This window comes from Enterococcus sp. SMC-9, from assembly GCF_021011285.1.
Classification (GTDB): Bacteria; Bacillota; Bacilli; order Lactobacillales; family Enterococcaceae; genus Enterococcus_C; species Enterococcus_C montenegrensis.
In genome coordinates, this window is the sequence record NZ_JAILYE010000010.1 from 13,066 (window position 1) to 38,655 (window position 25,590).

Here is a 25,590-nt window from a genome sequence, read left to right on the forward strand (position 1 = left end):
TTTGCCCTGGTTCATTTGCTGCGCCAGAGTTATTTGTCTAATTTACAACAAGAATATACTATCACGTTTTAAACAGAGATGCAATTATCTTTTTACATTTCTTCGAGGTGTTTTTTTACCAAAGGAAACTTCTTTAAACGCGCCAAAAAGCGCTTGATTATTTTTTGTTTTCTTTAGAAATTGAACAAACTGATCCGTGTATTCAAGGGAATCGCCGACCATATTGTTACGTAATTTCCATGTTTCTTCTAACTGTTCTGTCCCCATCAATAATTCTTCTTTACGAGTACCTGATTTTTTAATATCAATCGCTGGGAAGATGCGGCGTTCGGCTAATTCTCGTGAAAGATGAAGTTCCATATTGCCAGTTCCTTTGAATTCTTCGTAAATAACATCGTCCATGCGACTGCCTGTATCTACTAAAGCAGTTGCTAAAATCGTTAAGCTACCGCCCTCTTCGATGTTACGGGCAGCACCAAAGAATTTTTTAGGCTTATATAAAGCGGCTGGATCAATCCCCCCACTTAATGTGCGGCCACTTGGCGGTACGACTAAATTATACGCTCGAGCTAGACGGGTAATGGAGTCCATTAAAATTACAACATCCCGTTTGTCTTCTACTAAACGCATCGCCCGTTCTAAAACTAACTCAGAAACTCGGGTATGGTTTTGTGGTTGTAAATCAAAAGTCGAAGAAACAACATCGCCTTTTACGCTACGTTCTAAATCGGTTACTTCTTCTGGTCGTTCATCAATTAAGAGAACAATTAATTCCACCTCTGGATAGTTGTCGGTAATACCATTGGCGATTTCTTTTAAAATACTAGTTTTACCGGCTTTAGGTGGCGCGACAATCAAGCCACGTTGCCCAAAACCTACTGGGGCAAAAATATCAATCATCCGCGTTGCCAAACGCCCTGGTTTTGTTTCCAATTTTACTTGGCGATCAGGATAAAGTGGCGTTAACGCAGGAAAATGTGGCCGCTCTTTTGCATCTTCAGGATCTTTGCCATTAACACTTTCCACATGCATTAAACCATAATAGCGTTCGGATTCTTTTGGTGGTCTAGCTTTCCCAGCTACTTTGTCTCCATTACGCAAGCCAAAGCGGCGAATTTGAGAAGAAGAAATATAAATATCTTCCGCACTAGGGCCATAGTTAATTGGGCGCAAAAAACCATAGCCGTCTTGACCGACGATGTCCAAAACACCTTCCATGTAAAAGAAACCTTGTTTTTCTGCTTGTGCGCGAATGACAGCTAAAGACAATTCTTTTTTGTTCATTTGGCTGTAATAAGGAATTTTAAACTGTTTAGCATATTGGTAAATATCTTTTAGCGTGCTGTTTTCTAGCTCCGCCATCGTTAAATAATCTTTTTTCATGCCCGATCCTCACGTTCTGTTTCTACCATTTGAACATCAGCACCTAGCGCTGTTAATTTTTCAACAATATGGTCATAGCCGCGTAAAATATATTCAACATTAGTAATTGTCGTGGTACCTTCTGCCATTAAACCTGCAATAACTAAGCAAGCTCCTGCTCTTAGATCAGAAGCAATAACTTCAGCGCCATGGAGTTGTTTGGGCCCATTTAAAATCATCATATTGCCTTCAATTTGGGCGTCAGCACCCATACGGACCAGTTCAGGGATGTGATTGATTCGTTTGGAATAAATCGTATCGATAATTTCTGAAGTGCCACTTGCTTTAATTAATAGTGGTGTAATCGGTTGTTGCAAATCAGTTGCAAAGCCTGGATAAGGATATGTTTTGACGTGGACAGGATTTAATTTTTCAACGGGGAAAACTTCAATGGTGTCTTCACTGATTTCCATTGGAACACCTAATTCTTCTAATTTGGCGATGTAACTTTCTAAATGTTCGTAGATAACATTGTGAACTTTAATGCCATCACCACAAGCAGCTGCAAGAGCCAAATAAGTTCCTGCTTCAATACGATCAGGAATAATTGCATGACGACAGCCGTGTAATTCTTCTACACCATCAATTCTAATTTCGTTGGTGCCAGCACCCCGAATTTTTGCCCCCATATTATTAAGTAAAGTTGCAACATCAATAATTTCTGGTTCTCGTGCAGCATTTTCAATAATTGTCCGCCCTTTAGCTTTCACTGCTGCCAACATCACATTGATTGTTGCACCAATTGAGACAACATCCATAAAGATGCGTTCACCTTTTAATTCTTTATTTTCAGTTCTTAAATACATTGCACCATGCTCATTGGTGACTTTTGCACCTAATGCTTCAAATCCTTTAACGTGAAGGTCAATTGGCCGAGGTCCTAGATAACAGCCCCCAGGCAATCCGACAACGGCTTCCCCAAATTTACCTAATAAAGCTCCCATAAAATAATAAGAAGCACGTAGGCTATTAATTTTACCACTTGGCATTGGAATGGAGATGATCCCAGTTGGATCAATGGTCATCGTATTATTTTCAAATTGGACTTTGACACCCATAATTTCTAAAATTTCCATCAAGGAATGAACATCGTTGATATCGGGTACACCTTCTAAAACAACAGGGGAGTCGGCTAAAATTGCAGCAGGTATCAGTGCAACTGCACTATTTTTGGCACCGCTAATTGTTACTTCACCTTGAAGTTTACGGCCCCCATTAATGATGATTTTTTTCATAAAAAGCCACCTATTCCTAATTTATTCATACTCGCTAATTTTAACACAGAGACAGTCTTTGCAAAAGAGCGGAGGCATCTAGCTTAAAAGAATTACAAAAAAAAGACATACTGGTTTTTGTGTCGATCCCCAAAAAGTTAGATCAAAAATCCAACCTTTTGAGGTCACTACAATTACCCGAATATGTCTTTTCTCCTAAATAAAATTATTTACTTGTTATCGTTCCAATCACATCATTTGCTTTGGAAATTTGCGATGATACTTCTAGTTTAGCTAGTTCATTACTATTGGTGCAAACTACCATGATATCTGTATCTTTGCCGCTGGCTGTTATTTTAGCGAGATCCATTTTAGCTAACATTTGGCCATGGCCAACTTGTTGCCCTTCGGTTACAAAAACAGTGAAGGGTTCTCCTTTTAGACTGACTGTGTCAATTCCCATATGAACAAGAATTTCTAAGCCGTTATCTGCTTTGATTCCTACAGCATGTTTTGTTGGGAAAACACTAGTGATAACACCAGCGACTGGTGTAAATACTGCATCATCAGTCGGTGTAACTGCAAAGCCTTCTCCCATCATCTTTTGCGAGAAAACATCGTCACTTACTAAAGTAATATCTTTTACTGTTCCATCACTAATTGCAAAAATTTCTTGCTTTTTGCTAGCCGTTTTTACACTGGCTGATTCTTTTATTACGGCATTGGTTGGTTTTGCTCCACCGTGATGTAAGCGTGTCATTTCATCGGCAACAAATTGTACTTCTGTCCCCACGATAACTTGAATATTATTTCCATCAATAACTTTGACCCCTGGCATGCCTGTTCTTTTAATCTTACCTTGATCGACAGATCCTGTATCTTTTACTTGTAAACGCAAGCGGGTTGTACAATTATCAATTGCCGTAACATTTGCAGCCCCACCCAATGCATTATAAATTTGATTGGCAATAGCAGCAAACTTATCGTCGCCAGAGGCAACGAATTGATCAATATCCTCAGTGGCTTCATCGTCGTCTTCTTCACGACCTGGCGTCATTAAGTTAAATTTCTTAATCACAAACATAAACGTTACATAGTAAATTACAGCCATAATTATTCCTAAAACAATTAACATATAGGGTTTGTTTGCAATTGGCACCCGCAAACTCAAGAAGAAGTCGATAAAACCGGCACTAAAGTTAAAACCAGCTGTCCAATGGAAAGCCGCAGCTATAAACATTGAAATTCCTGTCAAAGCAGCATGAACGACATATAAAGGCCATGCAACAAACATAAATGAAAATTCTAATGGTTCAGTAACCCCGGTGAAAAATGAGGCAAAAGCAGCAGCGACCATTAAAGAAGCTGTTACTTTTTTCTTTTCCGGTTTAGCACATTGATAAATAGCTAAAGCTCCTGCTGGTAAACCAAACATCATAACCGGGAAGAATCCTGCTTGATACATCCCTGTAATTCCTTTTGTTCCTTCACTTGCCCAGAATTTACCAATATCGTCAATCCCAGCTAAGTTAAACCAGAATACGTTGTTCAACGCGTGGTGTAACCCAGTTGGAATTAACAAGCGATTGAAAAAGCCATATAATCCTGCTCCTAATGGTCCCATGCTTGAAATCATTTCGCCAAAAGCTACTAATGCGTTATAAACAGGTGGCCAAATAAAAATTAATAATGCCGAAATAATTGCCATTAAACCGGCAGTCACAATTGGAACTGCTCGTTTACCACTGAAAAAAGATAACGCCATTGGCAATTTCACGCCACTAAAACGGTTATACATCGCTGCAGCTACTAAACCGGCTAAAATTCCGATAAATACATTTTTATTATTAATTGCACCAAAAGCTACGTTGACTTTTTCAACGTCTACTTTGGTAAATAGCGCAACTGCTTGACTATTTACCAATGTCATCGGTGTTAAAAAGGCTACCAAACCAGCTAATGCCGCAGCGCCATCTTTATCTTTTGACATACCATAAGCTAAGCCAACGGCAAACAAAATACCTAGATTATCTAGAATTGTGCCCCCTGCTTTAATTAAAAAGGCAGCCAAAATATTGTTTCCACCCCAACCGCTCGGATCGATCCAATAACCAATTCCCATAAAAAGTGCCGCTACTGGTAAGGTTGCGACCGGCAACATTAAAGAGCGACCAATTCGTTGTAAATATGCTTTCATTTTTAATTCTCCTCTTCTTTTTGGGCTACGCGCTTCAATCTTTCAATATGAATTGCAATATAGCCTAATTCTTCACTGGAAGTCGCCAATTGATACTGTTTAATCAGCATGACTCGAACTTTTTTGGCAATTTCATAACTTTCCGGGTACTTTTCTCGTACCATTTCAACAATTTCATCGTCTAAAACCGCATATTGCTGTTTTTGATAACGTTGCAATAACAAACGCAAATGATTAGCCAAACGTGAGTAGTTCAGTGCCATTGCTTCTGCATATAAATCAATTTGCAACTCTTTGGCAATTAAATTCATAATTTCTGAAACAATTGTGACTTCCCGAATGCTACGATGGTTATTCCGCTCGCCATTACGCGCACTGTGTAAATGGATAGCAATATACCCTGCCTCATCATAACTATAAGGAATTTTAAGCTCACTATTTAAATAATCTACTGCCCATTGTGCAATCCCAAATTCTTCTTTGTGGAGTACTTCAATTTCTTTTAGCAATTTATTGCGTACAATAATGCCGTTACTTATATTTTCTGCACTAAATGCCAAATGATCTGTTAAAGCAATTAAAACGTGTTCATTTAATTTTTCCATTAAAACCATTTCTGCATGATTGACGATGTGCTCTGCGGCAAATAAAAATTTCTCGTCAATTTGATTTAGCAGATTTTGCAATTTCATCTGGGAGTCTGGCTCCATGACAAACATCCGCTCGACTTCTTTTGCAAAAATGAGATCATTCCTTTTTTTGTTAAAGCCAATTCCTTTACCAATTGCAACTTTTTCCTGACCGTCGTCATCGATTAAGACTGCATTTTGATTCAATAATTTTTTAACTTTCATGGTTCACCTCTGCAGATTTTAGAAAGTATTTTGCAACCAAAGAAATAAAATAGACGTGAAAAAACCAACTTCAACCAATCGCTTGAAGTGAGTCTTTCCACGCCTAGTATTATCTAGTCACATGAAATAATATTATTTACATTCGTCATTATAAAGAAAACGTTCGCAAAGGTCAATACCAATTTTTAAAAAAATTCGCAATTCTTAAAAAAATAAATGAAGCAGCTGATAAAAACAACTATTACAATTCCATAAATGTTATTATTTTCTTGTATTTTTTTAAGCACTCTAAGGTTAATAGAGCAGTTAAATAAACTGTTTTTGCGTCACTTGGCGATGAATTTGATAGACAGCACCAATCATACCGGCATCATTTTGTAATTTAGCCGGACGTACAGCTGCGATTATTTGATCTTTTAAATAATGAATTGACTCATGTCGGTTCATTACTTCACTTAGTCTCCTTTGGAAGCGTTCATTAAACTCCTTATTGGAGCTGATGCCCCCGCCAAATAAAATCACTTCCGGATCAAAGCAGCTGATTAAATTTAGCATCCCGACTGCTAAATCGGTTAAAAACTGATCGACAATTTTTAGTGCCAGTGTTTCGCCTGCTGCTTCTTTGGCAAAGATTTTTCGTGCATCCCAGATATCTATAGCATTCTTATCGGCTGCTTTTTGCGCTAAATTATATTGATAACAAAGCCCACCAACTGTTGCTGCACGCTTATTCCATGACACCTCTTCAATATCGCCGCTCTTTGGTAGTGTATCTATAATACTCCAGCCAAATTCACCAGCCATGCCATGGGCTCCGCGGTATACTTCTCCATTAATAACAATACCGCCACCAATACCTGTACCCAATACAATACACAAATAATTATCCAAACCAATAGCATTGCCGATCCAACGTTCTGCGATTGCTGCAGCATTCGCATCATTTTCAATTGAAACAGCAAGACCGGTACGTCGTTCTAACTCAACTTTGATATTGGCACCATAAAAAGGTTTTATCGCACCGGCAGTCTGCATATAGCCATCTTTTTGAATAATACCTGGTGCACTAATTCCAATACCATCAATTTTTTTATAGTGTTCTTGCGCGTTTTCCACAATTGCTACTAATTCATCTAAGAACTCGGCTAAATCATAATTTGTCGGAATTGCAGCTTTTTCTAGAATATTTCCTGTTTCATCTAACACACCGTATTTCACGGTTGTTCCACCAATATCAAACCCTACGTACATATTCTCAACTTCCCTCTTTCATATTCTCGTATTGACTAAAAACTTTTAGGAGTAATTTTGCATTAATAAAAAATACTGACCCAAATCCAATAAAGAGCCAAGCAAATAGTAACTTGGGTAAATATACCGGCAATAAAAACAGCCCGCCCATCGTTACAAAAAATAAAATAATACTGATTGGTAAATGTTTTAACGATAAAATCATAGCGTTTGTAACAGTTGCGGCCAATGTATTTTCAAAACGGGCAATTAGCGGAAAAAGATATAAACTCAGCAAAATAATAAATGTAAGCCCCACCATGACCATATAATAAGCAACTTTATTTCCCACAATGAGATAACGGAAATACGGTAAAGAAAAAAGCATACCACCAACTATCGCGATTATCAGTAGCCACATTTTGGTAGCTGGAGGAAAATTTTGTTTGAATTGGTGCCAGTACGTTTTATATAAAACACCTTCTTTATGTTCGGTTAATTTATAAGCAGTCCCATATGCTGCGCTGATTGCAGCACCGATAGTAAAAAGTGGCAAACAAGAAATAATAAAAATAACATTCAATAACAATACTTGATAGAGCCGCTCCATCCCGCCATAGATTAGGCCATCGGTACTAAATATTTTTTGCATGATACTTCCTCCTTGTTTTTGTCACAGATTACTTGGTTACTTGTTCTATGTATAGAAGAAGCAAAACTGCTTCTCCTAGAAAAATTACATGTCTAATTTTTTCTTATTTTCTTCAATTTTATCGTTACGAACTTTATTTACATCATTAATCTTATTATCTTTTTGGAAATCTTCGTATTTATTTAACAAACCGTCTAGTTCTTTGTCATCTTTTGCCCGCAACATACCTACAAGAGTTGTGCTCCAATTTGTTTGGATTGCACTTAAAGCTCGCGCTTCTTGACTACCCGCATCAGGACCAATATTTTCTGTTAAAAATTGTGAAGTTAATTTTCCTTCACCCCATTGTTGCATTTGTTTCACTGCATCGACGTATGAATCATCATTCATTGCTTTAAAGCGGTCATGACCAAATTGAATGAACTCACCCATGCGGTACTCCAATTGCCATTTTTCAGGATCATCTTGTTGAATTTTACGTGCTTCATCGGTCCATTTTACTTTATCGCCTTCTTTAGTATAGGTTTGTCCTTCAATACCAAAGTTTGTTAACATTTCACCTTCATCACTTAAAAGATAAGTGAACACTTGCATTGCTTTAGCAGGATCTTTGCAGTTTTTACCAATGTAGTTAATCATCCAACCAGAAATACCAGCTTGTGTTAATGTTGCTTTATTACCTTGGGTACTTTGAATGCCGTCAATTGCAATATATTCGCTGTCTGGATTTGCAGCTTTAAAGGTTTGTAATGGAATCCCTTGGTTTACAAATGAGCCAATCATAACAGCACCATATTTACCAGTTTGTAATTTTTCTTTGAATTTATCGCCATCATCTGTGAAAGTATCATCAGAAATATTGCCGTCTTGGTGAACTTGACGGAAAGCCTTCACCCATTTAATATAATCAGAATCTAAATTACGGTCATAGTATTTGCCATCTTTTGTATAAGGGACACCTAGCATATCTTGTACAACGCTATCCATAGAGCCATTTGAAGAACCATCTTTAGCAAAATCATTAAACCCAAATGGAATTAAATCTGGAAATTGTGCTTTAATCTTCTTCATACCGGCCACAAAGCCTTCTGGTGTTGTGAAGTCGGGTTTTCCAATTGCTTCATAGACATCTTTTCTAATAATAAATGCATCTCGGGCAAAAATATCCCCACTATCAAAGTCTTGTTGCGTATTGGAATAATCTGGATAGCCATAAGATTTTCCATCGGACAATTTATACCAATTTAATGTTTCTTGACGGGCTACTTTATTAAAATATGGATCATATTTTTTCGCTAAATCTTGTAATGGTAATGCCCAAGAATTTGCTTTACGTGCTACTTGTGAGTTGGAGTCAAAGATAGTCACAATGTCTGGCATATCTCCGCCAGCAAAATACGTATTTAATTTGGTGTCATCACCAGTAATGAATTTGATATCGACATTTAAATCTTCTTTGACTTTTTTAGTTACCATATCTTTACCAAATTCTGTATTCCACCAATCAGCGTTTACGTACCAAGTTAATTTGGTCGCTTCTTTTTTGGTATCTAATTTCCAGGCTGGTGTATTTTCATCTGGTTTATATCGGTCTTCAATGGAGGGGAGATCCACCTTTTTTTCTGCTGTTGATTCATCTTTTTTACTACCACAGGCTCCTAATGCTAAGACTGCGCTTGCCAGTGCCAAAGTCCCTACGATTTTTTTGCTTGAAAACTTAAACATTTATTACTCCTCCTATTCTTTTACTGCCCCAAGCATCATGCCTGAGATAAAATGTTTTTGTAGCAATGGATAAATAATTAAAATCGGAACGGTCGTGACTACGATAGTTGCCAATTGTACCCCCTTAGATGTTGTGCTAATTTCGACCGCCGCATTTAAGCCTTGTTGGGATGCTGCTTGTGATTGCGTAATAATTTCGTATAATTTCATTTGCAAAGGATATAATGCTTTATCCGTTACGTATAATTTAGCTGTCATAAAGTCATTCCACTGCCAAACCCCGTGAAAAAGGGCAATTGTTGCTAATGCGGGTTTAGATAAAGGCACAAAGATTTTCAAAAATACGCCCCAATCACTTGCTCCATCAATCTTAGCTGACTCTTCCAAAGATGTTGGTACATCTCTAAAAAAGTTCATCAAGATAATAACATCGTAATAAGAAAGTAGGGCTGGGATAATGTAGACCCAAAAGGTATTTAATAGCCCTAAAGATTTAATCAATAAGTATGTTGGAATCATCCCACCAGAAAAGAACATGGTGATAATTCCCATCGTGGAATACAATCCCCGACCTTTTAAATTTCGTTTTGATAAAGCATAAGCCATAATGGCACAAAATGCGGTATGCGCTAAAACACCAATTACTGTCTTTCCCACTGAAATAATTAACGCTTGCCAAATGGAAGCATCGCCTAAAACCTTGCGATAATTATCAAATGAGATTTCTGAAGGCCAGAAAACGAAATCCCCCTTTGCCAATGCATCACTTGAGGCAAAAGATGACGCTACGATATTCCAAACCGGCACGATAATAATGATTGTAAAAACGAGTAGGAGTAAAACATTAACAAAGTTGAAGATTTTACTGTCTTTATCTTGTACAACGTTACTTTTGGGTTTAGCGAGTGACAAACTTCTTTTTTCCATTACGTTTCCTCCTTTTACAAGACCGATTGATTATCGTTTAATTTTTTCGTAACAATATTGGTTGCAGCTAACAAAATAACTGAAATAATTGAGATTCCAAGCCCCACGGCTGTTGCATAAGAAAAGTCTCCTTGCATTAAACCAACACGATAAACGTAAGAATTAATGACTTCTGCTTTAGGCTGATTTTGAGAATTCATCAAAACTAAAGTTTGATCTAAATTCGAATTGAATAAACCGCTTACACTTAAGATTAAATTTAACGAAATAATATTGCGAATCATGGGAATCGTAATACTCCAAATTTGACGTAGTCGTGAAGCACCATCCATTTTGGCAGCCTCATAATACGTTGGATCAATACGCGCCATCGTGGCCAAATATAAAATTGTTCCCCATCCAGCTTCTTTCCAAACATCTGATAAAGAAGCAATCCACCAATATTTACCAACGTCTAGCATGTGATTTTGCTTCGTCTGGATACCGATGAAGTTTAACAACTCATTAATCATCCCGTTTGAAGAAAACCAGGTAATAATCATCCCACCTAAAATAATCCATGATAAAAAGTGTGGTAGATAAGAAATTGTTTGAATCACCCGCTTAAAGACACTGTCTCGTAATTCATAAATCATCACGGCGATAATAATCGGTAAGACAAATCCAAAGGCTAGTTTCAATGCGCTAATGCCCAATGTATTCACAACCGATTGCCAAAAGTACTTATCTTCCATAATGATTTTGAAGTTTTCAAATCCCACCCACTGCGCACTGTCAATGGTGTCAATTACGGTGTAATTTTTAAAGGCAATCACTAAGCCGTAAATAGGAATAAAACTAAAAATAATCATATAAACAATCCCAGGAATTGCCATCGACTGTAATTGCCATTGGTGTCCAAAATCTCGCCACCATTTTTTAAAACGTGCCCCTAGGGTTGGTTTGGCTTTTGCTTCCAACATATTTTCCTCCTAATTTCTAATCTTATTTTTGCAACTCGACTGCTGTTGTCGTTTCACCGCGGATTAAACGACAATCTAAAATTTTATTCTCACCAGCTTTATCACCGGCAATTAAAGCCAAAAGCTCTATCACTGCTTCTTTTCCTTGTGTTCTAATCGGGTTTTGAACAGTAGTTACTCGCGGCTTGAAATAGCGTAATAACTCGATATCATCAAAACCAATTACACTAAAATCAGTAGGAACTTGCAGATTGTTTGCTTCCACAGCTTTAATGACACCAATTGCACTTAAATCATTACCGGCAATCCATGCTGTCGGCCAGTCCTTTTTGTCGGTTGTCTTTAAATAGTGATCGATATTTTCAAAACTCGCTTTTTCTTCAAATAATCCAGGGATAATCCAAGTATCATTTACAGTTAGCTCGGCGGCGCGCATCGCTTGAATATAACCTAAGTAACGCTCATCACTGTCATAAACGCCAGGATGTCCCGGCAAAAAACCGATTTTTTGATGTCCTTTTGCAATCAACTCTTTTGTAGCGAGTCTTCCTGCTTTACGAGAAGCAAAAACAATACTGCTGATACTACGATCATTGATTTGTCGATCCATAAATACAGCATTAATTCTTTCTGATTGAATTGTACTGAGCGCCTCATCATCAATTAAATCTTCAAAACCGATAAAACCATCCACCATATTCCCTAATAGATGTGAAGTTAAAACTTGTTTATCAGAAGAGATAATGACATTCACCCCGTAGTGATGTTTTTCTGCTTCTTTTACAATTGCTTCTATTAAAGTGCTAAAGTAAGGACCAATAATGGTATGCGTATAAAAACCAATCATTTTTGTGCGCTTTGCTTTCAAATTTTTCCCCATCAAATTGGGGGTATAATGAAGTTTTTTTGCTGCTGCAATAACTTTTTCTTTTGTCTTTGGTTTCACCACGTCAACGTCGTTTAACGCTTTTGAAACAGTTGCAATAGAAACGTTAGCTTCTTTTGCGACTTCCCGAATTGTGACCCTCTCTTTCATAACTCCTCCCAAATAAAAACGTTTTTATTTTATTTAAATAAAAAAGAATGTGTTACTTTTTACATTCATATCATAAATAAAAACGTTTTCAAAAACAATAGTTTACAGTCGAGTTGGTTTTCGTTTCAACTTTTGGAAAAAAATGTCAAAATGGTACCTGTTGTACCACTGATAGGTTTAAAGTTATGAAATAAATCTTACCAAGCTTTTAAGTCAAGCTTGGTGAGATTATTTAATTTTAGACAAAGCGTTACTTTTAAAACAGATTTAAAGCAGTTGCAACTGTACCTTGTCCACAATTTCAGTTGCACTAGTGGCTAAAAACAGCTGAATTTCACCTGGATCTGAATATCTTTTTAAGTTTTCATGAACGTAAGCAAAATCTTTAGGTGAAAGAACAAATGAAATTGTTTTTGACTCTCCTGCTTCAAGATAGACTTGTTTCCACTTTAATAATTCGATTTTAGGACGAATCATTTCAGTCACCTCATCTTGAAAATAAACTTGTGGCAAGGCAAAACCAGGAATTTGTGAGTCATTGCCAACGGTAAAACGAAGTGTTGCTTTTTCTCCTTTTGCAAGACTACTTTGTGATAAAGAAAAATCGCTAAAGGTAAAACGACTATAAGATAAACCATGACCAAAAGCATATAACGGTCCATTTTCCTCATCCAAGTAGCGCGAAATATATTTCTCTTGACCATTGGCTTTAGTTTTGGGACGTCCTGTCGACATCTCCTGATAAGAATATGGTAGTTGACCGACACTGCGGGGAAAACTCATTGGTAAATGCCCACTGAAGTTTTCCTCTCCGCTTAATAGCGCAGCTAATGCAGAACCCATCTCACTGCCTAAAAACCAGCCTGAAATAATTGCTGCTGTTTTTGCTGCTTCTTGTGTTAAAACAAGTGGTCGTCCACTAAATGTAATTAAAATCGTAGCCGGATTATTTTGAGCGGCCACAGCCACTAATTTTTGTTCAACCCCAGACAATTCCAAATTTGCACGACTAGCCGCTTCTCCAGCCTCATCACTGGTTTCACCAACAGCTAAAAGTACTTTATCAGCTTCTTTTACAGCCGTTATAACTGTTTGCCAATCTTTTTGATTATCGTCAATTTCCATCACTACAATTTGAGGAAATTTAGCTGTCAGTCCGTCTGCAAGACTGACAGCTTTTTGTCTATCCCCAATCCATGACCAAGCTCCCAAAACATCTTGGGTCGTTCCCTTGGTCCCAATTAATAAAATTTTCTCTGATTTTTTAAGAGGTAAGACTCCTTCATTTTTTAAAAGAACTGCCGAACGAAGAGCTGCTTTATAGGCTAATTTTCTTAATTTGGTTTTATCAACCTGCGTTTTTAAACCACGATAAGGATTTTCAAACAAGCCTAAATCATTTTTTAAATTTAATACCCGTAATACAGCTTCATCTAGTTGTTCTGTAAGATTTTCAGCGAGAATGATTTCAGCTAGCTCTTGTAAGTAGCAATCGGTCATCATATCAATATCAATCCCCGCTGTGAAAGCTTTGTAACTTGCTTGATGGGGATTTTCAGCTACACGATGCTGCATTAATTCCCCAATTGCGGCCCAGTCTGAAATAAGAACCCCTTTAAAACCTAATTCATGCCGCAAAACATTTTGAATGAGCTTTTTATTGGCAGTAACAGGAATGCCTTTGAAACTATTAAAAGACGTCATCACCATTTTGACACCACTAGCTATCGCACCTTCAAAAGCAGGTAAATAATTTTGATACATTTCAACATCCGAGATATCCACAGTATTGTAATCGCGACCGCCTTCAGCGGCTCCATAACCAATAAAATGTTTCACACAAGCGGCAATATGATTTTCTTCAGTAGCAAGATTGTCCCCTTGATAGCCCCGAACATAACTTTCTGTTAGCATTTTAGAAAGTCTAGGGTCTTCTCCATTACTTTCTAAAACTCGGCCCCAACGTGGATCTTTAACATAATCTGCCATAGGTGAAAAAGTTACGTGAACCCCTTCTGTCGCTGCTTCAGCACCTGTAGCAGCAGCTACTTTTTCAATCATAGCCGCATCAAAACTAGCTGCTAAAGCCAGTGGAATCGGAAAGATTGTTTCATAGCCATGAATAACATCTGCCATAAAAATTAACGGAATCTTATGACGACTATTTGCCAAATAATCTCTTTGAATTTTTTTGACCTCATCGCTACGGTGGGTCCCTAAAACAGAGCCAATCTGATAAAGCTGCTCGTTATTCATTGACCACTGTGACATTGGACCCGTGATTTCTCCTGGATTACCAAAAAAATCAGGTGTGACTTGAACCAACTGTCCCACTTTTTCTGCCAAAGTTAAATCAGCTAAAATTGCTTTAAGCTTTGTTTTTTCCATACTTGCTCCTCTTAAACTAGTTTTCTTGAATCAGCTTTTGATACCAAGCAAAAGAATCTTTTTTCAAACGCTTCAAAGTCCCATTTCCTGCATTGTCTTTGTCAACATAAATAAAACCATAACGTTTTTCCATTTCACCTGAACCAAAGCTGACTAAATCAATTACCCCCCAAGGCGTATACCCCATTAAATCTACTCCATCCACATTTACTGCCAATTCCATTTGATCGATGTGTTTTTGTAAATAATCAATGCGATAAGGATCATGAATCTTCCCATCTTCTAATTTATCGTACGCGCCAAAGCCATTTTCCACAATAAAAAGTGGCAGATTATACCGTTCGTAAACGATATTTAATGTGTAGCGTAAACCGACAGGATCAATTTGCCAACCCCAATCACTTGCTGAGACATATGGATTTAAAACCACTTTAGCTTCTGGAAATTCTGTAATTTCATCGCCTGCTACGTCTGGTAGCGTGGTAACTGCACCTGACATATAATAGCTAAAGCCAATATAGTCAACGGTCCCTTCTTTTAACGCTTGCCGTTCTTCTTGTGTGATTTCAATCTCATACCCCTTTTGTTCCCAATATTTTTGGGCATAAGCTGGAATAATCCCCCGAGCATGAATATCCGAATAAAAGAAACGACGATCCATCACTTTCACTGAAGCCATTAAATCACTTGGATTACATGAGTAGGGATAAACGGGTACATAAGCCATCATACAGCCAATTTGAAAATCAGGATTAATTTCATGGCCCAACTTGACAACTTTAGCGCTGGCAATTAGTTCATTTAAGCCAGCTTGAAATGTTAAGGCTTCTTTATTGTCCCCTTCTTCGAATAATAAAGCTGAATTAGTCCATGTATGTAGCGTATGTTGGCCATCTGCTTGATTGTTGATTTCATTAAAGGTCATCCAATACTTCACTTTGTCTTTGTAACGTGTCATGACGGTTTTAGCATAGTGAACAAAAAAATCAATGAGCTTTTTATTCGTAAAACCACCGTATTTTTCGTATAAGTGATACGGAATTTCAAAATGCGATAGTGTGATTACCGGTTCAATATTATTTTTTAACAGTTCATCAAATAAATCATCGTAAAATTGTAGCCCTGCTTCATTTGGTTTTTCTTCATCCCCATTTGGAAAAATCCGTGTCCAGTTAATGGATGTACGAAACGCCTTTAAACCTAACTCTTTGAATAGCGCAATATCTTCTTTATAGTGATGATAAAAATCAATCGCTTCATGGTTAGGATAATTTTTTCCTTCAATAATTCCTTTTGTAATTTCTCGCGCTACGCCGTTTGCACCAGCTGTCATAACATCAGCAGTACTAACACCTTTTTTATCAACATTCCAAGCACCTTCAACTTGATGGGCAGCGACTGCTCCACCCCATAAAAAATCTTTTGGAAATTTATTTGCCATTTTTTGTCACCTCATTTTCTTAATTACGTTTAGTATAATTGGCAGCGTTTTATTCCTCAATAAACTTTAGGAACTCTGGCATCAGAATCAGTAAAAAGAAAAAAACACCATCCTGGTACCGCTTGTACCACATGGTGTTTTTGGTAACTTATTTTTGGTGTAATTCATCCTCTTGTCTTTGTAAACGTTCTGCCAACTGCTCAATCAAGAAGATACAAGGGATCTGGCTCGTTAAATCTTCATGTTTTTTTACTCGCCTTACATCGACATGATAATCCAAAACATAATCTGACATCCGCCCCAGAGTAGAGTTGATATCCGAAGTAATAGCAATTGTTAAAAAATCATCTTTATTGCGAAAACCATTGGCCACTTCTACGACTTCATTTGTCATTCCTGAAACAGATAGTGTTACTAAAATATTATCACTGGTATTTTGTAATTTGGACATAATAGGATAAGTAGGATCAATTAAAGGATAGCTATTATATCCAATGGATGCAAAGCGTCGTGCAGCATATTCACAAATTGATCCAGAAGCACCAATTCCAAAAAAGATAATATTTTCACAGTATTGGATTTTCTCTACGATTTGATTTAACTTACTTTGGATATCTCGTGGAAAACGTTCACGACTTAAAATAGTCAATGCCTCTTCAAAACCTTCACTTTTAGCTGCTTGCACACTAAATTGGCTACGAAATTCGGTAAAACTCTCATAGCCTAGTTTTCGAATTAGCCGCATAACAGAAGACGCTGAAGTATGGGATTCCTGTGCGATATCTCGGACTCGCATATAAGGAATTTTATCAGCATTGCTACTCATATAATGGTAAATTGCCTGATCTGTATCAGATAGTACGTTAAAATCAATGTTGCCAAAAAAACTCATCTTTTATCCTCCTAGAGCGGCCGACTTTTTGAGCACGCTTTCTTGACTATTCTACCTAAAAAAAGAAAAATCACCAATAGAAAAAAGATTACCGCTAAAATTACTCAGCTTATTTCTCAGAAAAGCTAGTGGATAAATCACTGGCTTATAAAGAGGTTGTAAGTATAATTTACATTATTTTGGTTAAAATAGAATTTTTTACTACACCAAAGAGCACAACAGCCTTAGTAAATTGTGCTCTTTGGTAGTAATTATAATTAACTTGCAAACTGACTATTATAAAGATTGGCGTAAAAATCGCCTTTTTTCATTAGACTAGCGTGACTGCCTTGCTCGATAATAGCACCATCTTTCATCACTAAAATCAAATCTGCATTTTTGATAGTTGATAGGCGGTGGGCAATCACAAAACTCGTACGCTCAGCCGTTAAACGGTCCATTGCCTGTTGAATCATTTCTTCGGTACGGGTATCGACGCTTGAAGTTGCCTCGTCCAAAATCAACAGTTGCGGATTGGCAAGAATTGCGCGCGCAATCGTCAAAAGCTGTTGTTGTCCTTGAGAGATTTGGCTACCATCGGTTGAAATTATCGTGTCATAGCCTTTTGGCAATGTCAAAATAAAGTGGTGACATTGCGCTGCTTTTGCCGCAGCAATAATTTCAGTGCGACTGGCATTTGGTTGTCCATAAGCAATATTAGCTGCCACCGTTCCTTCAAAGAGCCATGTGTCTTGCAAGACCATACCAAATTTTTGACGAATCTCGCCCCTTGCAAAATGACGAATATTTTTACCGTCAACTTCAATTTGTCCTTTACTTAATTCGTAAAAACGCATCAATAAATTAATCATGGTCGTTTTACCCGCACCAGTTGGTCCTACAATAGCTACCATTTGCTTTGGTTTTACAGTGAAATTGACATCTTCCATTAACAATTGGTCTTTTTCATAGCCAAAAGAAACGTGTTTGAAACTTACTTTTCCACGTATTTGGGATGGTAAGGTAGCATTTAGTTCATTTTCCTTTTCGCAAGGTAAATCAAGAATTTCAAAGATTCGCTCCAAAGCGGCAAAGGCACTTTGCAAACTGTTGATTACATAGGATACTTGTGTAATCGGTTCTGATACTTGATTTACATATTGTAAATAAGCTTGAACTAAACCGATTGATAACTGACCGTTAATAACCATTAGCCCACCGACAACTGCACTAATCACAAAGCCAAGCTGGTTAATTAGTCGAATCAAGGGATTAATAGCAAAACTGACAAATTGAGCTTTTTTAAAAGCCTGAAATTGGGCTTCATTTAATTTGTCTAAGTCTGATTCTATTTGCTGCTGGCGGTTATATGCTTTAATAACCAAATTTCCTGAATATGTTTCCTCGGCCTTTGTTCCAACGTAACCTAAAGCTGCCTGATTTTCCGAAAAATAATCTTGATTTTTCTGAGCTAAGAAATTCGTTAGCCCTAAACTAAGCAACAAAATGATCACGATACCAAAGGTCAGTAACGGACTAAGATAAATCATTAACCCCACCCCGATGATAATAGATAAGATTGCTGAAATCATCTGCATCAGTCCTACTTGTAAAACTTCAGATACTTTATCCAAATCAAGAGTTGTCCGTGTCAATATGTCACCTGTTTTATACTGGTCAAAAAATTTGATCGGTAAATGATTCATCTTTTGTGTCAATTGTTTTCGTAAGCGTAATGTTAATGTTTCTGCTACGCTTGCCATGGTGTATTCTTGCAAAAGCGAGAATAGTGCAATCCCCCCCCATGCCAAAAATAATAATAAGACTGGCTGCCACAATACCCGTCTTAAGTTGGCTGTTGTTATTTCACCCGCACGTAATAAAGCAACAATGGCATCTAGCCCCCAGCCTAAAATTAAAGGTGTAATTGCCATTAATGTTGCAAAGAAAATGGCAGAAATAACAATCACTACAAAACGGCGCTTTTGCTCTAATAATAAACGAAATAGCCGCTGACCCGTTTTTTTGAAATCTTGTGGCATTTCGCGATTCTTTAACTCAACCTGCTTTGTGCTCATGTTTTTCCTCCATTCCTTGGGACTTGGCAAATTCTTGATAAACGCTGCAAGTTGTAATTAACGTCTCATGAGTACCTTGACCCACAATTTTTCCTTCATCTAATACGATAATTTGGTCTGCATCCTTAATAGTCGAAAGGCGTTGTGCTACGATCACAATTGCTGCATCTTTTAAATACGTTTTTAAAGCTTGACGTAATTTAGCATCGGTTTGATAATCCAGCGCTGAAAAACTGTCATCAAAGAAATATACTGCTGCTGGTTTAATCAATGCCCGTGCAATACTTAGGCGTTGTTTTTGTCCACCAGAAAAATTGTTTCCTTTTTGAGCAATTGGGGCCTTATACTTTTGTGGTAAAGAAGTGATAAAGTCAGCGGCTTGGGCAACTTCAGCGGCTTTAGCCACTTGCTCTTTTGTTGCCGCAGGATTTCCAAAAAGGAAATTATCGAAAATCGTACCACTAAATAGAAATGCTTTTTGTGGCACATAACTGATTTTTTGTCGCAATGCTTCTTGCGTGACGTTTTTAATCGGCACTCCACCAAAGAGAATTTCACCTTCAGCCGTATCTTTAAAGCGCAATAGTGCTTTTGCAATTGTACTTTTACCAGAGCCTGTTCCACCAACAATTGCCGTCACACCTTTAAAAATATCAAAGGTAATATCAGATAAGACCGGCTCTTGTGCACCACTATATGTGAAATCAACCTGTTTAAAAGAAACAATCGGTTTATTATCTGCCAGCACAAATTCGGCTATATCACCATCCACGATTTCTTCATTTGCCGCTAAAACTGCACCAATCCGCTCTAATGAAGCGAGTGCTTTTGGTATCATCACAATTACCATTGCAGCCATAGTCAAAAACCATAAACTTAAAACCGTATATTCACTAATCGCAGTTAAACTGCCGATTGGCACCATACCTTGCATCACAAAAACACCACCAAAGGCTAAAACAGCTGTCATACCTAAACCCATCACTAAATTTACCGTTGGATTTAACACTGCAAAAAGTTTATTGACCGCAATCATAACTTCTGCATAACTGCTAAAAGTTTGATCCGTTCTTTTTTTCTCATCATTTGTTTTGTTAAACGCACGAATCACCCGAACACCGGTATAAAATTCCCGCAAAATCTGCATCATTTTATCCATTCGTTGCTGCATCACATCTGCTAAAGGAATAGCTTTTTTAATAACCAGCAGTGCTACAAGTGAAAATAAAGTGATTGAAGCAATGGGAATCCAAATAAACTGCCATGAAATCATCCCTGTCAAAACAATTGACGCCAAACAAATAAGGGGTGCTGGCACAATCATTTGAAAAACCATCATCAAAATTTGTTGAATATTGGTAATATCACTTGTGGTTCTGGCCAAAAGTGTTGGCGTCCCAAATGCATCCAAATCTGCTAAGGATAATTTCTGGGTTTTAGCTACTAATTTTTTTCTCAAAAAATAACTAAATCGACCAGCTAAAATAGCAGAGTAATAACTCGCGGCAATCGCAACTACGCCTGTGATAAGGGCAATTGCTAACATCAACAGCCCGTTTTTCCAAATTGCTCCTTGGTTTTGTGTCAAAATACCTTCATCAATAATTTCAGCGACATAATAAGGAATCAACAATGTTCCAACTGCTTGTGCTACCATTAAAATGAAGGTGACAAAGAACATCTTGTGATACTCTTTAAAAAAGATTTTAAATAATTTCATCTTTTTTCCCTCCTTCTCCTATGGTAGGATAAACTGTAACGTAACGTTACAGTCAAGACAGAAAGGAAACTTTTTGATGAAAAAATATTTAACCGTAAGTGAAATGGCAAATTATGCCGGCATCAGCCGCCGAACGTTAATTTATTATGATCAAATAAATCTCTTCAAGCCTGCAAAAATTGGCGCAAACGGCTATCGCTATTACGGCATTGAACAGTATTTTGAACTGGACGTTATCTTACTTTTGAAAAATCTTGACGTTTCACTTGATGAAATTGATACTTTTTTGAAAAATAGAAACGTTACTGCTGTTTTAGCTGGTTTCAAACGCCAAAAAGAAAAAGTCGACGAAGAGATAAATAAACTTAAACGCATTCGTAATTCCCTTGATAGTTATATTACACGCTACACTACCTTAGAAAATTTCGATTTAAAATCAATCACATATACTTACAGAGAAGCTGAGTATTTTGTAATCTCAGATATTATCGAAAACTTTGATGACATTGATGCTCTGCAAGTCTATGGGCGTTTTTATAATTCTGTTGACAGCAGCGATCTTTTTAGTGGCTATCCGATTGGTTTTTTAGTAGATGGTGCGGCGTTTTATGAAGAAAATTTTCATGCTGCGCCTTATCGTGCCTTAGTTAAAATTCCACCTGAACGCTTAGCCCATTACGAGAAACAACGTATCATACAACGACCAGCCGGTTATTATGTTTCTGGTTTTATGAAAGATGAAATTCATTATATTAATATTTTTAACAATCGCTTTCGTAATTACTTAAAAGATAATAATTTGGTTTTAAATGGCGATATTTGGGAATTGCTTTGGCAAGATGAAGCCGCCTCAGAAAATCCTGAAGATCAAATTTTTGAAGTCTTAATTCCCGTTAGACCAGCTAATTAAGCATATCCAAACAAATAAACCGATATTCACTGCCAAAATAAAACCTCGTTAAAATCAGCTGATTCTAACGAGGTTTTTGGTCATTTAAAAAGAAAAAACTTCAGACCAAATTGATCTGAAGTTTAAAAGTTTAATGTAATTAAGCTTTGTTTGCTGAACCGAACCAGTCAATGTGTTCTTCAGCATCTTTAACGATAGCAGCTTTACCTGGTGCTAATAATTTACGAGGGTCAAAGCCTTTACCTTCTTGATCTTTGCCAGCTTCGATGTATTCACGAGTTGCTTTAGCAAATGATAATTGGAATTCAGTATTAACGTTAACTTTAGAAACACCCATTGAGATAGCTTTTTGGATTTGTTCTTTTGGAATACCTGAACCGCCGTGTAATACTAATGGTACATCATGACCAACAGCATCTGCGATTTCTTGTAAGTGGTCAAATGCAAGACCTTGCCAGTTTTCTGGGTAAACACCGTGGATGTTACCAATACCACATGCTAAGTAGTCGATACCTGTAGCAACCATTTGTTTACATTCTTCAATGTCAGCTAATTCGCCAGCACCGATGATACCGTCTTCTTCCCCACCAATTGAACCAACTTCACATTCAACTGAGATACCTTTAGCGTGTGCTTTTGCAACAACGTCTTTAGCTAATTTCAAGTTTTCTTCAAATGGTAAATGAGAACCATCGAACATAACTGAAGTGTAGCCAGCTTCGATACATGCTAAAGCTGCTTCGTAGTCACCATGGTCTAAGTGGATTGCAACTGGAACTGTAATATTCATTGATTCAACTAAGTCGTTGATCATGTTAACAGCTAATTTGTAACCACCCATGTATTTTGCTGCACCCATTGAAGTTTGGATTAGAACAGGGGCTTTTTTAGCTTCTGCTGCTTCCAAAATCGCTTGAGTCCATTCTAAGTTATTTGTGTTGTAACCGCCGACAGCGTAACCACCTTTACGGGCTGCTTTTAGAAATTCTGCTGCTGATACTACTGGCATAAAAAATTCCTCCTAAGTTTTAATAAACTTTATTTGTTAGGCATATCCTAACCAACGCTACTATTTTAGCAAATATTTCCTGCTATTACCACTAAAATGGCAGATTAATTCTTTCATAAAAAGATTGCACAAATTTAAATAGCGGCTGTTTTCAAATGTTTTTCTGAAAAACTTTGGTACATTCCCCTTTGCCATTGCTTTTCTAATTCAAAAGATAACATCAGCAATTATTTTGCTCTGCAAATTATTTCACAGACTTTTTCTTAATTTTTGAAAATTAGCTTGAACAACTAACAAAAAACCTGAAACAAAAATATACTTCTGCAACTTTTACATCAAGACGCAGGTATTTTTTGTTTCAGGTATTTGGCTTTTATTTAAATGTTACTCAGGAAAGACACGCCTATTGGTTTTCTAACGCAGCACCAACAAAGGCTTTAATTAGTTGTTGTGGGCGTGTTGGTCGAGAAATTAATTCTGGATGGAATTGGCAACCAACAAAGAACTTCTTGTCTGGTAGTTCCACGATTTCTACTAGTCGATTATCTGGCGAAACACCTGAGAAGACTAAACCTTCTGCTTCAAACATTTCCCGGTATTTATTGTTAAATTCATAGCGATGACGGTGACGTTCTTGTACAACTTCGGCATCGTTATAAGCAGCTGCTGTTTTTGTTCCTTTTTTCAACTTACATGGATACAAACCAAGGCGCAATGTCCCCCCCATGTTTTCAATATTTTCTTGATCTGCCATTAGGTCAATAATATTGTTTGGTGTATCAGGATTTGTTTCAGCTGAATTAGCATCTTTTAAGCCCACTACATTTCTGGCAAACTCCACACAAGCCATTTGCATGCCTAAACAAATACCTAAAAATGGGACATCATTTTCTCTGGCATAACGAATCGCTTCAATTTTACCTTCTACTCCACGATCGCCAAAACCACCAGGAACCAAAATACCATCAGCATCTTTTAACACTTCTGCTACATTGTCTTTATTCACATCAGCTGATTGAATCCAATCAATAGCAATATCAGAATCAAATGCAAAACCAGCGTGTTTTAATGCTTCTACTACTGAAATGTATGCATCTGGTAATTCAACATATTTACCAACTAAGGCAATTCGGGTGGTTTTCTTCAAGTTGAGTACTTTTTCTTCCAACGCTTGCCATTCAGTCATATCTGCTTCTGGTACATCTAATTTCAAGTGCTCACAAACAATTTGATCCATTTTTTGTGCTTGCAATGCTAATGGAATGGAATACAATGTTTCCACGTCCCGAGATTCAATGACCGCTTCTGGTGCCACGTCACAAAATTGCGCTAATTTATTTTTCGTGCTTTGTGAAACAGGCTGTTCTGTCCGAACTACTAAGATATTTGGTTGAATACCTAAACCACGTAATTCTTTTACGCTATGTTGTGTTGGTTTAGTTTTCATTTCCCCAGCTGCTTTTAAGTATGGAATCAACGTCGTGTGAATGTACATCACATTATCTGAACCCACGTCAGCTTTCATTTGGCGCAATGCTTCTAAAAATGGTAATGATTCAATATCACCAACTGTTCCGCCGACTTCTGTGATAATGACATCAGAATCGGTTAATTTTGCAGCCCGCATGATTTTTTCTTTAATTTCATTCGTGATGTGTGGAATTACTTGAACAGTTGCGCCCAAATATTCTCCTTTGCGTTCTTTACGCAAAACTTCAGAATAAATTTTACCGGTTGTTACATTGGAATACTTATTTAAGTTAATATCGATAAAACGTTCATAGTGACCAAGGTCTAAATCCGTTTCTGCCCCGTCATCTGTTACAAAAACTTCTCCATGTTGGTAAGGACTCATCGTACCAGGATCGACATTGATATAAGGATCAAATTTTTGAATCGTTACCTTTAATCCACGATTTTTCAATAAGCGTCCTAGCGATGCTGCCACAATACCTTTACCAATCGACGACACAACGCCGCCGGTTACAAAAATATATTTTGTCATTAATTAAAAACTCCCTCTATATTTTTTCGCAGGAAAAGCTTCTGTAAAATAAATATGCTCCCTATCCAAAATGAATAGGGAGCATATTTTCCAGAACTTTGACCCTAAGTAATTAGGGTGCCCAAGTAGGATATTACAATCTCTCCTTTCTTTTGTCAACTATCGATTTTTGTAAAGGGGTTTCAATTTAAGAAAGTCTGAAACCTTAAAACTTAATTTTAATTCATTTTTTACGACTAAAGTCGCAAATTCATTTCCGACTTGTGCCTGTTTTTTTTAAATTTCTTCTCAGCTAAAATGAGGCTGTTAGAAAGAAGGAAGAATCAGTATGAAAAAAATTATTTTTACTGCCCTCCCATTTTTGTTAGCTAGTGGCGGGATATTTTATTGGTACCATGATAACTACGGAACCAATGATTATTACACAAAAATTAACCAAGCTGGAACACGTACGTATATCGGTGAAGGAGCTGGACATAAGGTCTATAAATATCGTTACAAATTAGCCAGTTTTAATGCTTGTGGCGAAGAATTAGACATTGATTTCAACTCGAGAAAAGACCATCCCATGAAAAAAGATGCTTACCTGATTGTTCATGTAAATCATAAAAAAGGTGTTATGGGTTGGGAAGAAATCGCGAAAAGTCAACTACCTAAAAAAGCTGAAAATCACTTAAACTAAAAACATACACGTCTTAAATACGCGACTGTGATAATTTTTTATCACAGCCGCTTGTTTGGTAAATAAACCGTACTTTTTAAATTGGTGCTAGCGTGAGGTTTTACATTAAACCACCAGCAGTGTTTCTTTTTTATAGCCACTGTAATCTGCAACATGTAATAATGCTTGAGCATTTTCCACTCTTTGGCGCGTCGGTGGTTCAATTCCTTCTAATGGATATTTTAAACCCAATTCTTGCCACTTGTACTTGCCCATCGTGTGGTAGGG

General features: G+C 37.2%; 19 protein-coding genes. 2 read left to right on the forward strand and 17 right to left on the reverse strand.

The annotated features are described in order from the left end of the window. Positions 1 to 84 precede the first annotated feature (84 nt). The 15 genes from rho to K4422_RS13280 all read right to left on the reverse strand — a co-directional run bounded on the left by rho (position 85) and on the right by K4422_RS13280 (position 20,717). On the reverse strand, positions 85 to 1,383 hold the full coding sequence (rho, locus tag K4422_RS13210; RefSeq protein ID WP_230711502.1) for a transcription termination factor Rho: 1,299 nt from the start codon (positions 1,381 to 1,383) through the stop codon (positions 85 to 87). Beyond that, positions 1,380 to 2,657 carry a UDP-N-acetylglucosamine 1-carboxyvinyltransferase gene (locus K4422_RS13215; RefSeq protein WP_230711503.1) on the reverse strand — a complete coding sequence of 426 codons (1,278 nt, stop codon included), beginning with the start codon at positions 2,655 to 2,657 and terminating at the stop codon, positions 1,380 to 1,382. Before K4422_RS13215 ends, rho begins: the two co-directional genes overlap by 4 nt. 205 nt (positions 2,658 to 2,862) lie before the next feature. Next, on the reverse strand, positions 2,863 to 4,833 hold the full coding sequence (gene nagE, locus K4422_RS13220; RefSeq protein WP_230711504.1) for an N-acetylglucosamine-specific PTS transporter subunit IIBC: 1,971 nt from the start codon (positions 4,831 to 4,833) through the stop codon (positions 2,863 to 2,865). Between the two features lie 2 nt (positions 4,834 to 4,835). Further along, entirely contained in the window at positions 4,836 to 5,687 is an 852-nt protein-coding gene (locus K4422_RS13225; protein WP_206903771.1) for a PRD domain-containing protein, read from the reverse strand. A gap of 306 nt (positions 5,688 to 5,993) precedes the next feature. Continuing rightward, complete coding sequence (locus K4422_RS13230) at positions 5,994 to 6,938, reverse strand: ROK family protein (protein WP_230711505.1); 945 nt, start codon at positions 6,936 to 6,938, stop codon at positions 5,994 to 5,996. 4 nt (positions 6,939 to 6,942) lie between these two features. Continuing rightward, a complete protein-coding gene (locus K4422_RS13235) occupies positions 6,943 to 7,569 on the reverse strand; it encodes a YesL family protein (RefSeq protein WP_230711506.1) in 627 nt (208 codons plus the stop codon). Positions 7,570 to 7,653: 84 nt separating this feature from the next. Continuing rightward, positions 7,654 to 9,294 carry a hypothetical protein gene (locus K4422_RS13240; protein WP_016172677.1) on the reverse strand — a complete coding sequence of 547 codons (1,641 nt, stop codon included), beginning with the start codon at positions 9,292 to 9,294 and terminating at the stop codon, positions 7,654 to 7,656. A 12-nt stretch (positions 9,295 to 9,306) separates the two neighbouring features. Further along, positions 9,307 to 10,221 (reverse strand): carbohydrate ABC transporter permease, encoded by a 915-nt coding sequence (locus K4422_RS13245; protein WP_016172678.1) that lies wholly within the window; start codon positions 10,219 to 10,221, stop codon positions 9,307 to 9,309. 14 nt (positions 10,222 to 10,235) lie between these two features. Then, positions 10,236 to 11,183, reverse strand: a complete 948-nt coding sequence (locus K4422_RS13250; protein WP_016172679.1) for an ABC transporter permease — start codon at positions 11,181 to 11,183, stop codon at positions 10,236 to 10,238. Positions 11,184 to 11,205: 22 nt separating this feature from the next. Continuing rightward, positions 11,206 to 12,219 (reverse strand): LacI family DNA-binding transcriptional regulator, encoded by a 1,014-nt coding sequence (locus K4422_RS13255; protein ID WP_173102477.1) that lies wholly within the window; start codon positions 12,217 to 12,219, stop codon positions 11,206 to 11,208. Between the two features lie 267 nt (positions 12,220 to 12,486). After that, entirely contained in the window at positions 12,487 to 14,607 is a 2,121-nt protein-coding gene (locus tag K4422_RS13260) for a glycoside hydrolase family 3 N-terminal domain-containing protein (protein WP_230711507.1), read from the reverse strand. Positions 14,608 to 14,623: 16 nt separating this feature from the next. Beyond that, positions 14,624 to 16,048: a 6-phospho-beta-glucosidase gene (locus K4422_RS13265; RefSeq protein WP_230711508.1), complete on the reverse strand. Its 1,425-nt coding sequence runs from the start codon at positions 16,046 to 16,048 to the stop codon at positions 14,624 to 14,626. Positions 16,049 to 16,196: 148 nt separating this feature from the next. Continuing rightward, positions 16,197 to 16,940 (reverse strand): MurR/RpiR family transcriptional regulator, encoded by a 744-nt coding sequence (locus K4422_RS13270; RefSeq protein ID WP_016172683.1) that lies wholly within the window; start codon positions 16,938 to 16,940, stop codon positions 16,197 to 16,199. A 257-nt stretch (positions 16,941 to 17,197) separates the two neighbouring features. Continuing rightward, on the reverse strand, positions 17,198 to 18,997 hold the full coding sequence (locus K4422_RS13275; protein WP_230711509.1) for an ABC transporter ATP-binding protein: 1,800 nt from the start codon (positions 18,995 to 18,997) through the stop codon (positions 17,198 to 17,200). Next, complete coding sequence (locus K4422_RS13280) at positions 18,978 to 20,717, reverse strand: ABC transporter ATP-binding protein (RefSeq protein WP_230711510.1); 1,740 nt, start codon at positions 20,715 to 20,717, stop codon at positions 18,978 to 18,980. Before K4422_RS13280 ends, K4422_RS13275 begins: the two co-directional genes overlap by 20 nt. A gap of 76 nt (positions 20,718 to 20,793) precedes the next feature. Between K4422_RS13280 and K4422_RS13285 the strand changes: the two genes are divergently transcribed. After that, entirely contained in the window at positions 20,794 to 21,627 is an 834-nt protein-coding gene (locus tag K4422_RS13285) for a MerR family transcriptional regulator (protein ID WP_230711511.1), read from the forward strand. 139 nt (positions 21,628 to 21,766) lie between these two features. Here the strand turns inward: K4422_RS13285 and K4422_RS13290 are convergent, their stop codons facing one another. Together K4422_RS13290 and K4422_RS13295 are read right to left on the reverse strand one after the other, a co-directional pair. Then, positions 21,767 to 22,636 (reverse strand): class II fructose-bisphosphate aldolase, encoded by an 870-nt coding sequence (locus K4422_RS13290; RefSeq protein WP_016172687.1) that lies wholly within the window; start codon positions 22,634 to 22,636, stop codon positions 21,767 to 21,769. A 403-nt stretch (positions 22,637 to 23,039) separates the two neighbouring features. Continuing rightward, a complete protein-coding gene (locus K4422_RS13295; protein WP_206903763.1) occupies positions 23,040 to 24,641 on the reverse strand; it encodes a CTP synthase in 1,602 nt (533 codons plus the stop codon). Positions 24,642 to 24,969: 328 nt separating this feature from the next. Between K4422_RS13295 and K4422_RS13300 the strand changes: the two genes are divergently transcribed. Beyond that, on the forward strand, positions 24,970 to 25,323 hold the full coding sequence (locus K4422_RS13300; RefSeq protein ID WP_206903762.1) for a YxeA family protein: 354 nt from the start codon (positions 24,970 to 24,972) through the stop codon (positions 25,321 to 25,323). Positions 25,324 to 25,590: the final 267 nt, after the last annotated feature.